We start from the raw sequence: 13,311 nt of genomic DNA, 5'->3' as shown, positions 1-13,311 counted from the left end.
GGGTGGCCCGGCTGGCCGCCGAGCCCAGTGGGATGGTGCTGGCCGTACTGGCCACGCTGTTCGCGGGCACCGGCCGGACCGGCACGGCGACCGGACCCCCGCCGACCGCCGCCGAGGCGGCCACCACCGGAGTCGTCTCGGCCGCCGGCAAGGTCACCGTCACCTCCAGCCCGCCGCCGTCCTGGGCGATCGCGCTGACCGTGCCGCCGTGCGCGTCGCAGACCGCCCGGACGATCGACAACCCCAACCCGGAGCCACGGGCACCGGTACGCTCCCGGCCGCCCCGCCGGAACGCCTCGAACAGCCCTGGTACGTCCGCCTGCTCCACCTCGAAACCGGTGTTGCCGACCACCAGCCAGGCGTGCTCGGGCCCCGAGCCGGTACGCACCCACATCCGGCCGTGCAGGTGGTTGTACCGCACCGCGTTCTCGATCAGGTTGCCGGCCAGCCGTTCCAGCAGGCCGGGATCGCCGACCACCGGTGCCGGAGCCAACGCCGTCTCGACCTGGAGCTTGAGCCGGTTGGTCTCGTTCCGGACCGCCGAGAGTGCCGCACTGGCCCCGGTGGCGAGGTCGGTCGGCGCCTTCCGGGCCAGCCGGCGACCCGACTGGGCCTCGCTGCGCGCCAGCACCAGGAGCGCGTCGACCAGGTTGTTGGCCCGCTCCGACGCGTCCCGGACCACCGTGGCCATCCGCCGGTACTCGGCCACGTCCGCCTCGTCGTCGGCCATCGTGACGTCGATCTCGGTCCGCATCACCGCCAGCGGGGTACGCAGCTCGTGCGAGGCGTTGGCGACGAAGCGTTTCTGCGCCTCGAAGGCGTCCCCGATCCGGTCCAGCATGGCGTCGAAGGTGCCGGCCAGCTCGGCCACCTCGTCGTCCGCGCCGGAGTAGCGGATCCGCTGGTCGAGGGTGGCCTCGCCGAGCCGCCTGGCCGTCGAGGTGACCTGGTGCAGCGGGCGGAGCGCCCGGCCGGCCACCGCGTACGCCCCGGCGACCCCGACGATGCTGATCACCAACAGCGCCAGCAGCCCCTTGACCAGCAGTTCCCGGGTGGCCGTCTGCGCCATCTCCTGCTGCCACTGGCGTGCCCCGACCGTCCGGCCGTCCGAGAGTTCGAGCATCGGGTTCGACCTGAGCTGGATGTCCGGGGTCAGCGCGTCCCCGACCAGCAGCCAGGCGAGCAGCACCAGGATCGCCCCGGCGCCGATCAGCAGCACGCCGTTGAGCAGGGTCAGCCGGAGCCGGAGGGTGGGCCGCACCCGGGGCCGGCGGCGGGTCAGATAGACGGTCACGCGCTCACCTGCCCCGGCACGTACGGGTCCGGCACCCGGTAGCCGGCCCCGACCACCGTCTCGATCAGTGGAGGATCACCGAGCTTCTTCCGCAACGTCATCACGGTCACCCGGACCGTGGTGGTGAACGGGTCGGTGTTGGCGTCCCAGACCCGCTCCAGGAGTTCCTCGCTGGACACCACCGCCCCACGCGCCTTGACCAGTTCCTCCAGCACGCCGAACTCCTTACGGGTCAGGTCCACCGCCGCCCCGGCCCGGGTGGCGACCCGCCGCGCCGGGTCGACCACCAGGTCGGCCACGGTCAGCACCGGCGGGGTGACCGGGGTGGCCCGGCGACCGAGGGCCTGCACCCGGGCGACCAGCTCGTCGAAGGCGAACGGCTTCGGCAGGTAGTCGTCGGCGCCGAGCTGGAGACCCTCCACCCGGTCCGCGACCGTACCGCTGGCGGTCAGCATCAGCACCCGGGTCAGCGCGCCCGAGGTGACCAGGTCGGCACAGATCTGGTCGCCGTGCACCCCCGGCAGGTCCCGGTCGAGCACCACCACGTCGTACCGGGTGACGAAGGCCATCTCGTGTCCGGCCGAGCCGTCGTAGGCGACGTCGACCGCCATGCCCTGCCGGCGCAGCCCACGGACGATCGCGTCGGCCAGGTTGCGCTCGTCCTCCACCACCAGTACCCGCACCACGACCTCCCCAGCTGCCTGTAGGGGACAACCTATCCGTGCCCGACAAGTGACAGCTCGCAGGCGCCGGCCGGCCGGCTATCCGGGCAGCCGCCACACCCCGATCGAGGCGTCCAGCCGCCGGCAGTGCAGCGCGGTCGCGGTCAGCCCGCAGTCGCCGGAGACCCCGGACAGCACCGTCACGAGCCGGCTCCGCCAGGTCGCCGGATCGAACTCCACCACCCAGGCCCGGCGGTCCGCGCCGTACCGGACGCCGAGGAACCGCGATCCGTGTGGGGTGAACAGTCCCCAGGCGCCGAGGTCGGCGAGTACCCGTCCGGTGGCCGGATCGAGCACGGAGAGCGCCTCGGTCTCGCCGGCCCCGGCCACCTCGGTGGCGACCAGGGCTTCACCAACCGTCCAGATGCCGGTCCAGCGCTCGTCCGACCAGCGGGTACGGCCGGTGAGCGCGTCCCAGACCCGTACGCCGTGCTGGGAGCGCAGGCTGCACAGGTCGGCCCCGCAGGCGAACGGCCCCCGCTCCACGCCGGGCTGGGCCGGCACTGACCAGCGCCGGTCCAGCCCCGGCAGCCCGTACGCGGTCACCGCGCTCTCTTCGTACACCACGAAGAGGCCGGCGGCGACCGCGGCCCGCCAGTTGGTCCGCAGCCCGGCGCCCGGCGGCGGCATCTGGACGGTCCGCACGACGGCGCCGGTGCCGAGATCGCGCACCTCGACCCGGCCGGACGGCAGGGCGAGGACCAGGGTCGAGGCTCGGACGGGTGCCCTCGGGTCGGCCGCCGACACGTCGAACGACGGCAGGGCGCCGGCCGGCACCGGCAGCGACCACCGCACGGCACCGGAGGCCGGGTCCACCGCCTCCAGCGTGCCGGGCCGGTTCTCCGCGCCCGGCCGCCAGTCCTCGGCCGCCGCCCAGAGCACCAGGTCACCGCCGCTGCCGACCACCATCAGGCTCGCTTCGCGCTCCCAGGCCACGGCGCCGTCCGACACGTCCAGCACGGTCAGCCGGGCGACCCTGCCCAGCAACGGTTCCGGATAGCGCGCCAGCAGCAGGTGCTCGCCGACCAGCTGGAGGCTCCCGACGTCGCCGGCCGGCAGCGTCACCCGCCAGCCCGGCTCCGCCGCCGGCAGCCGGTACGCGGCCAGCTCCGGACCGCCCCGACGGGACCGCTCGGGGTCGACGACGAACATCCAGTCCCGGTCGGCGTGGACGATGGAGCCGAGCCAGGCCGGTACCGCCGCCTCCGGCCAGGGTCGGGGGAACGGGCTGCCGGCCGCCACCGTGCCGAGCACCCCGACCAGCAAGGCCGCGAGCAACCCCGGCCGGACCGACCGGTGCCGGCCGGCCCGGCGTGGCCCTGCCGGATCGGGCTCGACCGGCCCGGGACGGGACCCCGCGGCCAACTCACCCAGCTCGATGGTGGGCATCTCCCTCCCTCCCCGACTCCGCCGGCCGGCCCGGCGCGTTCCGCCCGGATGGTCCGGTGCGAGCCGGCACGGTGATCCGGCATACTCCGGATATCCCGGAGCGGGTAGCGGCAATTCGGACGCGAAGCCACCTGTACGATGGCGCCTCGTGGCAGTTCCGGTGGTGGACAATTCTTCGGACGCCGAAGCCGGCTCGACCGAAGTCGGTCGATCTCGACGGTGGCGGATCTTCCGAACTCCCGCGCGGGTCGACGTACTGGCCATCGGAGCGTACGTCCTACTCGGCATCTTCGTGTGCGCCAACTACTGGGGCGACGTCAACCACCGGGTGTCGTCGCACCTGCCGACCGACCACAGCTGGTTCGAGTGGCTCTTCGCGCACGGCGCGTACTCGGTGCAGCACCTGGAGAACCCGCTCTTCTCGGCCCGGCAGAACGCGCCGGACGGGGTCAACATGATGGCCAACACCTCGCTGTTGGGCGTCACCCTGCCACTGGCCCCGCTCACCTGGCTGTTCGGTCCGCAGGTGACGTACGCGCTCTATCTGGGCGGTGCGCTCGCGGCGACGGCCGCCACCTCGTACTGGGCGCTCTCCCGGCACCTGGTCTCCTCGCGGGGCGCGGCGTTCGTCGGCGGGGCGTTCCTCGGCTTCGCGCCCGGCATCGTCCACCACGCCAACGGGCAGCCGAACTTCGTCTCCAACTTCCTGCTGCCGCTGATCGTGGTCCGGGTGTTCCGGCTCGCCGAGCCGGGCCGCTGGCTGCGCAACGGGCTGCTGCTCGGGCTGCTGGTCGCGTACCAGATCTTCATCAACGAGGAGATGCTGCTGCTCACCGCGCTGGCCTGCGCGGTGGTGGTGCCGCTCTACGTCGCCTTCCGCTGGTCGCTGATGCGCAACCGGATCTGGACCTTCCTGCGCGGCCTCGGCGTCGGCGGCGTCGTGGCGCTGCTGCTGGCCGGCTACCCGATCTGGTACCAGTTCAACGGCCCGCAGTCCTACCGCGGCCTACAGGGCGGCGTCTTCCACAACTGGGGCGAGGACCTGCGGGCCTTCGTCACCTACTCCCGGGACACCATCGCCGGCTCGCCGGAGGTGGAGAAGACCATCGGGGTCACCGAGCAGAACACCTGGCTGGGTTGGCCGCTCGTCGGGCTGGTCGTGCTGGTCGCCGTGCTGCTCTGGCGGACCTCGGTCGCCGCCCGGATCGCCGCGCTGCTCGGTGCCGGGTTCGCGCTCGCCTCGCTGGGTCGGCAGATCCGTTACGACGGCCGGCTCACCGAGCACGAGGGGCCGTGGCACCTGCTGCCGGAGGACCTGCCGCTGATCGAGATGATGATGCCGACCCGGCTGAGTCTGGTCACGGTCGCCGCCGTCGGGATCCTGGTCGCGCTCGCCTGGAACGACGTCGCGAAGGGCCGCCCGCGACCGGCCGCCGCTACCTCTAACGGCGGCGCTCCGGCCGACGGCTCCGGCAACGGCGTCACGGCCACCTCCGGCACGCCGCACCAGATCACGTCCGGCACGCCGGACGGCAGCGCGACGGCCAACGGCGGCCCGGCGCCGGGCAGTGCCCCGCTCGACGTCGCCGGCCGGGTCGCGCCGGCCCAGCCCCGGCTGCGGATCCTGGCGTACGCCGCAATCGCGCTCGCGCTGCTGCCGCTCGTCCCGCGCCCGCTGCCGGCCACGCACATCGACCCGCCGCCGCGGTTCATCACCTCCGGGGCCTGGCGGCCCTACGTGCCGGCGGGCCGGACCCTGGTGCCGGTGCCCATCCCGAGCAACGTGCACGGCCTCTCCACGCTGCGCTGGAGCGCGCTGACCGGGCAGGCGTTCCCGATCCCGGCCGGCTACTTCATCGGCCCGGACGCGCAGGGCTACGGGGTGTTCGGCGCCCCGTCCCGGCCGACCAGCCTGCTGATCTACGGGACGATGGACCGGGGCGCCGCACCGGTGGTCACCGAGGAGCACCGCCGCCAGGCCATCGAGGACCTGCGGTTCTGGCGGGCCTCGGTGGTGGTACTCGGCGACCACCCGGCCACACCCGCCCTGCACGTCCTGCTGGCCGGACTGCTCGGCCCCGGGCAGCGGGTGGACGACGTCTGGCTCTGGGACGTCCGACCGCTCGTCGGCTGACCGCAGTTACGGCACGGCTCTCTGCTGGGCGGCGTACTCGGGCAAGAACCCGGCCGGGCGACGGGACGACGGGGCCATACGACGGGGCGACGGCTCAGCCGACGAGGGCGCGGACGTCCCACACCCAGGCGCCGGAGATGTCCCGGCCCGGCCCGAGCAACTGGTCGAGAGTCTCCCTGACCGGCACGCCCCGGTGCAGGCCACCCTGCACCACGATCGCGGCCCGCCAGTGCCGCAGGTCCTCGACCGCCTGCCGCCGTTCGACCTCACCGATCGGTGGCACCTCACCGGTGGCGGCGACCCGGTCGAGCAGCACCGCGGTCGGGCGGTCCGGCGCTCCCCAGCGGGCCTGCGGATCGTCCGGCCCGGTGGGTCCGATGAAGTAGCCGCCCGGGGTGGTGAAGGCCAGCCCGGTCCGGGCCGACCAGAACATCCCGGCGGTCGCCTCGGAGCCCCTGGTCGGCGGCACCGCCACCAGGGTACGCCCGGGCGGCACGTACGACCGCCATTCGCCGCTGGCGACGAAGTCCGGTACCGGCCAGACCGGCCTGGTGTGCAGCGGCGTCGGCGCCACCGGCAGCAGTACGGCGAGCACCGCCCCGGTCCAGAGCAGCCGGACCGGCACCCGCGCGCCGGCCACCCCTGCCCCGGCTTCCGGCACCGCACCGGTGTCCGCCGCGCCGCCGCCCGCCGTACGCCGGAACACCTCGTCGAAGGAGAGCGCCAGCAGCATCGCCAGGGCCGGTACGCAGATCAGCGGAAACCGGGCCGGCACCGCCAGGTCGATCAGTGGCAGCGCCGAGACCAGCCGGTACGGGCCGGGCAGGTCCAGCACCTCCCCGCCCAGCCGCAGGTCCTCGCCGAACGACAGCGCGGCGAAGACGAGTACGCAGAGCACCAGCGCCCGCACCAGCGGCCGCCGCCACTGCCAGATCGCCACCACCGCGCAGAGCACGATCAGCGCCAGCCCGAAGAAGGAGTTCTCCTCGGTCAGGTTCGGTGAGAGCAGGCCCGGCACCGAGTCGTGGCCGGTGATCGACTGCCGGGACGCGGCGGTGAACGACGCCAGGTCCAGCGGGTACGCCTTCGGGTCGAACGGCAGTCCGCGATAATGCCCCGGCCCGAAGAACTGGAACCACAGCGGGTACGCCAGCAGCACCACCCCGACTGCGGTGCCGACGCCGAGCCGGCCGAGGAACGCCGGAGCCAGCCGCCGCGCGGTCCCCGGGGCCGAAACCGCGTAGCCGACGGTGAAGAGCCCGCAGGCCAGCACCAGGAAGGCCAGCACCTCCTCGCCGAGGAAAACCTGATAGCCGACCAGCACCCCGAGCAGTACGCCACGCCGGACCACCCGGTCGGTGCGCGGGTCGAAGACCACCGCGAGGATCGCCGGCACCAGGAACTGCGCGATCATGTGCAGGTGCCCGGTGGCCTGGGAGATCATCCCGGGCGCGAACCCGCAGAACAGGCCGGCGACGGCCGCGCCGAGGCGGGACCCGACGATCCGCCGGGACAGGAAGAGATACCAGGCGGTGGCCGTACCGGCCAGCGAGAGCACGAGCGCGAGCAGATAGCTGGTCTGCGAGCCGAAGAGCAGGGTCACCGGGGTCAGCGGCACGCCCAGGCCGAGCACCGAGGTGTTCGCCATCAGGTTGATCCCGTCCGGCGCGTTCAACGCGGTGCTGTAGAACGGGTTCTCCAGATGGGTCACCGCCCGGGCGGCCCGGGCCAGCATCCACTCGAAGAGCATCATGTCGTTGCTGGCGTACGTCATCCGGTCCCGGTGCATCCAGAGCCCGGAGGTGACGTAACCGGCGGCGGCCAGATAGAGCAGCACGACCGCCGCGTCGACCAGCGGACCCCGCCGCCGCATCGACCAGGCACGCAGTACGCCGAGCCGGTCGGCGGCGATGCGCCGCACCAGCACCCGGCGGCCGGCGCTGCTGGTCGCCGGCACGGCCGCCGGGACCGCGACGTCCGGCGCGGTCTCGGCGGGTCGACCCGGCCCGCTCACCCGGGCGTGCGGTTGGTCAGGGCGCGGACGTCCCACAGCCACACGTCGCCGGTACGCCGGGCCGGCCCGGCGAGCTGGTCGACGGTGCTGCGCAGCGCCTCGACGTTGTCCTGCCGCACCGGCAGCACCAGGATCGCGGCCCGCCAGTGCCGCAGCTCGTCCAGGGCCCGGCGGCGCTGCCGGTCGGTCAGCGTCGCCGGCTGGCCGCTGGTGGCGACCCGGTCGAGTACCGCGCTGAGCCCGCTGGGCCGCCCGCCGAACCGGCCGGGGTCGCCGGTGTTGCCGTTGCGGGGAGCGAGGAAGTAGCCGCCCGGAATCTTGAAGTCGAGATTGGTGGCGGCGGCCCAGCGCATCCCGTTGGTGTGCCCCATCGCCGGGATCGGCACCGGCACCAGCGTCTGGTCCGGGCCGACGTACGGCCGCCACTGTCCGGAGGTGATGAAGTGCGGCACCGGTGGCCGGCTCACCTCGCGCAGCGGCAGCGGCAGGATCGGCACCAGCGCGATCGCCAGCGCGGCCACCACCACGGCACGCAGCGCCCGCCGCTCGGCGATCTCCAGCTTCCAGGCCCGGTCGGTGGCGAGCGCGAGGATCAGCCCGATCACCACGGTGGTGATCAGGCCGAACCGGGTCGGCACCACCGCGTCGAGCAGCGGCGCCTTCACCAGGATGTCCCAGGGCCCCCAGAAGGCGCCCCGGTTCCACCAGGAGATCCGCTCGCCGAGCGAGAGGATCGCGAAGAGCAGGCCGGTCACCGCGAGCGCCCGGATCACCACCTCGCGGCGGAGCCAGACCACGATCGCCACGGTCAGCAGCGCCAGGCTCCAGCCGAAGAAGGCGTTCTCCTCGGAGTAGTTCGGGGCGAGGTCGAGATTGGCCCGCTGGTTGCCGCCGAGCGTGGTGGAGCCGGGTACGAAGAACGCTGCCAGGTCGTTGCCGTAGTCCCGCACCGCGTCGCTGAGCCCGTGGTACGCCTGCCGGCCCGCGAACTGCACGATCAGCGGGTACGCCAGCAGCGCCCCGGCGAGCACGGCGCAGACCGCCAGGCCGGCGCCGAGCGGGCGCCAGGCCGCCTTCCAGCGGGCCGGCTCCTGGGCCAGCACGGCGAGCAGGAAGACCCCGCAGGCCATCGCGGTGAAGAGCAGGATCTCCTCGTTGATGAACGCCTGGTAGGTGACGAGCAGCGCGAGGATCACGCCGTCCCGGACCGGCCGGGTGGAGCGGGTCAGCACCAGTACCCGCCAGACGATGAACGGCAACAGGAACTGGGAGATGATGTTGGGATGCCAGTTGGCGTGCGACAGCAGCGCCGGGGAGAAGCCGCAGAACCAGCCGCCGACGATCGCCGCGACCGGGGCGCTGACCAGGTGTCGGGAGATCACGTAATACCACGCGGAGGCGGTGCCGGCCAGGCCGATCGTCACCAGCACCACGAAGGACACCGCCGGGCCGAACAGCAGCGTCACGGGCACCATCGGGATGCCCAGCCCCAGGATCGCCGTGTTGGCCATCAGGTTGACGCCGTCAGGGTAGTTCAACCGGTCGGTGAAGAACGGGAACTCGCCGTGCAGCACCACCCGGACGGAGTGCGCGAGGAAGTACTGCACCTGTGCGGGATCGCTGCTGTAGAGCGAGGCGACCCGGCCGGCCGGGTCGAGCCAGATCTGGCTGGTCACCCAGAGACCGGCGACCAGGAAGGCGGCGTAGACGGCGAGGTCGCGCCGCCAGGTGGGCCAGCGGGCCGGCCGGGTGGCCGGCTGGCCGGTGTTCCGGTCCGGGGTACCCGCGTCCTCGCCCGCGTCGCCGGGACGCCGCGCCTGCTCCCGGTCGGCGGCCGCCGCCGTCGCGGTACCCGAGCCGGTCTCGGAACCGGTGCCCGAACCCGCCGACTCCGCCGCGCCCCCGTCGGTTCCGGTCGCCGTTCGGCTTCCTGACTCGGGGCCCTCCGGGTCCGGCGTGGTGTGCAGACGTGGCTCGGCAAGCGTCACAGTCGGCGGAGTCTACAGGAGTACCCCATTGGTCCCAGTTGCCTGGGCGGCGGGTTTCCGCAGGGCGAGTCGTGTCGCCGGGACGCCTGTCCCCGATCGGTCGGGCTTTCCCGGGTCGCGCCCGAGCCGCGTCCGAGATCTCGTAGGATGTGGCTTCTGTTGACGACTGAGGCGGATCGGGAGCACAGCGGTGGGTTCACTCCCTCGGAGCGGGATCGTCGGCGCGGCCCTCACGCTGGCCCTGCTCATCGGCGGGTGCGGCACCGTCCCGAAGGAACCTCCGGTCGCGCTCCGGGTCGGCTACGACACGCTGGACGGCACCCTCCAGGTGTGGCCCTCGCGGGGCGCCCTGGCCGGTGATCCACAAGCGACCTCGGCGGTGGCCCGGGCCGTCGACGAGTGGCGCTCCCCGGTCGAGGACCGGGTGCACCTGCCCTCCTCCGGCATCCTCTGGCTCGGCGAGGTCGACGGCGGCCGGCTCGCGCTGGTCGCCGCCGACGTGCCCGGCGAGGCGGGATCCTGGCTGTTGCAGTTGACCGGCGACGGTGCGGAGTTCACGGTCGACCGGGCGGTCGAATACACCGATCCGGGCTACCTGGTCTACTCCGACGTACTCCCGGTGCAGTTGCCGACCGGCCGGCGCTATCTCGTCTCCGCCCGGGTGGACCGGCTCCTCGGGCCGGACCGCCGGCCACTGGCCGTCACCGACGGCCTGACCGGACCGGTCGCGCTGCCGGCCTGCGCCGCCCGCACCGTCACCGCCCGGCTGCGCCCCAGCGAGTCGCTGCCGAGCGGCAAGGCCGCCGACCGGCTCATCGACCTCGGCACCGGCATCGACGGGCCGCGCTATCCGCTGGTCGGCGACGACACCGGCTCCGGCGCCAAGGTGCTGGACGGCCTCGACACCTGCGCTCTCGGCACCAAGACCGGGCCGTTCGGCAGCATCCCGCACCGGGTGCACGGCGAGGCCCACCCCGGATCGGTGCCGGTCTCCTGGCCGATCGACCGGCTGTCGACGAAGGAGTTGGCCGAGGTCGAGCTGGTGGGCGCCGGGGAGGAGCCGGCCAAGCTCGAACAGCTCAGCTGGCGCACCGACGAGGGCATGATGACGGCGGCCCTGCTCCGGCCCGCCGGAGGTCCGCCGTTGGTCTCGGCCGCCGACCGGCTCGAGCCGCTCCAGGCGTACGTCCTGCCGCTGTCCAGCCCCGTCGTGGTGCTGGTCTGGCAGCCGAGCCCGGAGACCAGCCTCGCACTGCCGGCGAACACGATCCGACTGGTCGACCGCCCCGGCCTGGTCGTGGTGCCGAAGCCGGCCACCCGGGAGACGTTCAGCCTGATCGCCTCGGACAAGACCACCGACCGCTCTGCCGGCGGCGCCAACTGAGGCTCTTCCCCGCCTCCGGCGGTCCAGGTCGCCGTGATCGCGCTGTTCCACTGATGTAGTGGCCTCATACTGATGTAGTGGCCTCACCGTCGGGGTGAGGCCACTACATCAGGTAGGTAACGGGATCATGCGAGGCTCTTCGCCCTGCCCTCGCGGTCAGCCCCGGCCGTTGCGTCCCTTCGCCGCCCGGTCGCCGTTGGGGGCGGTCACCCGCACCGGCGCGATCGGCTCGTCGTCGAGTTGGGAGACCCAGCCGGTGACGTCCCGGGCCACGTCCTGCGCGGTCAGCCCCAGGTCGGCGAGGATCTGCGCCCGGGTGCCGTGCGGCTGCCAGACCGGCGGCACGCCGAGGTCGCGTACCGGCACCCGGAGGTCGGCGTCGCGCAGCGCCTTGGCCAGCGCGTCACCGACCCCACCGGCGCGTACGCCGTCCTCGACCGTGACCACCAGCCGGTGGCTGCCGGCCAGCGTGACCAGCTCCGGCGGGACCGGCCGGACCCAGCGCGGGTCGACCACCGTCACGCCGTAGCCCTGCTCGGCGACCCGGGCGGCCACCTCGACGCCGAGCTGCCCGAACGCGCCGACCGCGACCAGCAGGACGTCGGTCCGGGCGGACTCGGCGAGTACGTCCACCCCGCCGGAGACCGAGCCGGTGGCGGTGATCCGGCGTACCGCCGGCAGGTCGGCGACGACGGCACCGGTCGGGAAGCGCAGGATGGTCGGGCCGTCCTCCACGGCGACCGCCTCGCGCAGCTCCGCCCGGAGCGTCGCGGCGTCCCGGGGCGCGGCGATCCGCAGCCCGGGCACCACGCCGAAGACCGACATGTCCCAGATGCCGTAGTGGCTCGGCCCGTCCGGGCCGGTGATCCCGGCCCGGTCCAGCACGAACGTCACCGGCAGCTTGTGCATCGCGACGTCGAGCAGCACCTGGTCGAAGGCGCGGTTGAGGAAGGTCGCGTAGACCGCCACCACCGGATGCAGGCCGCCCATGGCGAGGCCGGCGGCCGAGGTGGCCGCGTGCTGCTCGGCGATGCCGACGTCGTAGACCCGCTCCGGGTACTTCCGGGCCAGTGCGGCGATACCGGTCGGCTCGGCCATCGCGGCGGTGATCCCGACCACGTCCGGCCGCTCGTCGGCGATCGCGACCAGCTCGTCGGCGAAGACGTGCGTCCACTTCACCGACGGGGCGGCCAGCAGCTTGCCGGTCTCCACGTCGAAGGCGCTGCTCGGGCCGTGCAGGCAGTCGGCGTCGTCCTCCTCGGCCGGCCGGTAGCCCAGACCCTTGCGGGTCACCGCGTGCACTATCACCGGCCCGCCGAAGCCCTTGGCCCGGCGCAGCGCCGACTCCATCGCGGCCACGTCGTGCCCGTCGACCGGGCCGAAGTACTTGATACCGAGGTCCTCGAACATCGCCTGCGGCGCGACCGCGTCCTTGATGCCCTTCTTGACCGCGTGCAGCACCTCGTACATCGGCTTGCCGACCAGCGGGGTGGAGCCGAGCGCCTCCTTGACGGTGTCCAGCACCTTCTCGTAGCCGGGGTTGAGCCGCAGTGTGGCCAGGTGGTCGGCCAGACCGCCGATCGTCGGCGCGTACGACCGGCCGTTGTCGTTGACCACGATGACCAGTGGGTTGCGGGCGGCGGCGATGTTGTTCAGCGCCTCCCAGCACATGCCCCCGGTCAACGCCCCGTCGCCGACCACCGCCACGACGTTGCGCGACTCGCCGCGCAGCGCGTACGCCTTGGCCAGCCCGTCCGCATAGGAGAGCGCGGTCGAGGCGTGCGAGTTCTCGATCAGGTCGTGCTCGCTCTCCGCCTGGCTCGGATAGCCGGACAGGCCACCACGCTGGCGGAGCTGGTCGAAGCCCTCCTGCCGCCCGGTGAGCATCTTGTGCACGTACGCCTGGTGCCCGGTGTCGAACAGGAAACGGTCCCGGGGCGAGTCGAAGACCCGGTGCATGGCCAGGGTCAGCTCGACCACCCCGAGGTTCGGGCCGAGGTGCCCGCCGGTCCGGGAGACCTTCGCGACCAGGAAGTCCCGGATCTCGGCGGCGAGCGACGCCAGCTCCTCGGCGGACATCCGTTTGACGTCCTGCGGTCCACGGACCGCGCCCAACAGCCGTCCGGCGGACGTCTCCGACTCCTCCACGGTCATGCCGTCACCTCGCCGCGCTCGGCAGGGGTATCGGGCCGCACGGCGCTGGGCTGGCTGATTCGCTCCCTACACAGGCTCATAGCCGCAGAGTCTATCGGGGCCGGACCGGCCCGCAGCCGGGCCGCCGAAGCAGTGCCACGGACGGCCCCGCGCCGTCCAGTTGCAGAGGTTGAGCGCGCACCCCGGCGCGCCAGGGTAGCCGATCGGGAGCGGTCCGGCGGGCGAACCGCTT

The 13,311-nt window shown here is 73.3% G+C and carries 7 protein-coding genes and 1 pseudogene; 2 read left to right on the top strand and 6 right to left on the bottom strand.

Annotation, left to right across the window (positions count from 1 at the left end):
- Positions 1-136: 136 nt before the first annotated feature.
- From ACSMXO_RS10050 to ACSMXO_RS10040, 3 genes and pseudogenes are all read right to left on the bottom strand, one after another.
- Positions 137-1,282: pseudogene (locus ACSMXO_RS10050) on the bottom strand (sensor histidine kinase); the annotation flags it as partial.
- Positions 1,283-1,290: 8 nt separating this feature from the next.
- Complete coding sequence (locus tag ACSMXO_RS10045) at positions 1,291-1,977, bottom strand: response regulator transcription factor (protein ID WP_346259599.1); 687 nt, start codon at positions 1,975-1,977, stop codon at positions 1,291-1,293.
- A 78-nt stretch (positions 1,978-2,055) separates the two neighbouring features.
- Complete coding sequence (locus ACSMXO_RS10040; protein ID WP_455417469.1) at positions 2,056-3,405, bottom strand: outer membrane protein assembly factor BamB family protein; 1,350 nt, start codon at positions 3,403-3,405, stop codon at positions 2,056-2,058.
- A gap of 160 nt (positions 3,406-3,565) precedes the next feature.
- Between ACSMXO_RS10040 and ACSMXO_RS10035 the strand changes: the two genes are divergently transcribed.
- On the top strand, positions 3,566-5,539 hold the full coding sequence (locus ACSMXO_RS10035) for a hypothetical protein (RefSeq protein ID WP_455419211.1): 1,974 nt from the start codon (positions 3,566-3,568) through the stop codon (positions 5,537-5,539).
- A 94-nt stretch (positions 5,540-5,633) separates the two neighbouring features.
- Here the strand turns inward: ACSMXO_RS10035 and ACSMXO_RS10030 are convergent, their stop codons facing one another.
- Positions 5,634-7,553, bottom strand: a complete 1,920-nt coding sequence (locus tag ACSMXO_RS10030) for a hypothetical protein (RefSeq protein WP_455417468.1) — start codon at positions 7,551-7,553, stop codon at positions 5,634-5,636.
- Positions 7,550-9,541, bottom strand: a complete 1,992-nt coding sequence (locus ACSMXO_RS10025) for a hypothetical protein (protein WP_455417467.1) — start codon at positions 9,539-9,541, stop codon at positions 7,550-7,552. The genes ACSMXO_RS10030 and ACSMXO_RS10025 overlap by 4 nt, the downstream gene beginning before the upstream one ends.
- 190 nt (positions 9,542-9,731) lie before the next feature.
- Here ACSMXO_RS10025 and ACSMXO_RS10020 point away from each other — a divergent pair, with 190 nt between their 5' ends.
- Positions 9,732-10,925: a hypothetical protein gene (locus tag ACSMXO_RS10020; protein ID WP_455417466.1), complete on the top strand. Its 1,194-nt coding sequence runs from the start codon at positions 9,732-9,734 to the stop codon at positions 10,923-10,925.
- A gap of 156 nt (positions 10,926-11,081) precedes the next feature.
- Here the strand turns inward: ACSMXO_RS10020 and dxs are convergent, their stop codons facing one another.
- Positions 11,082-13,079: a 1-deoxy-D-xylulose-5-phosphate synthase gene (dxs, locus tag ACSMXO_RS10015; protein ID WP_455417465.1), complete on the bottom strand. Its 1,998-nt coding sequence runs from the start codon at positions 13,077-13,079 to the stop codon at positions 11,082-11,084.
- Between the last annotated feature and the right edge of the window lie 232 nt (positions 13,080-13,311).

Source organism: Plantactinospora sp. DSM 117369 (assembly GCF_053764795.1).
This window is presented reverse-complemented; position numbering and strand designations above follow the sequence as displayed.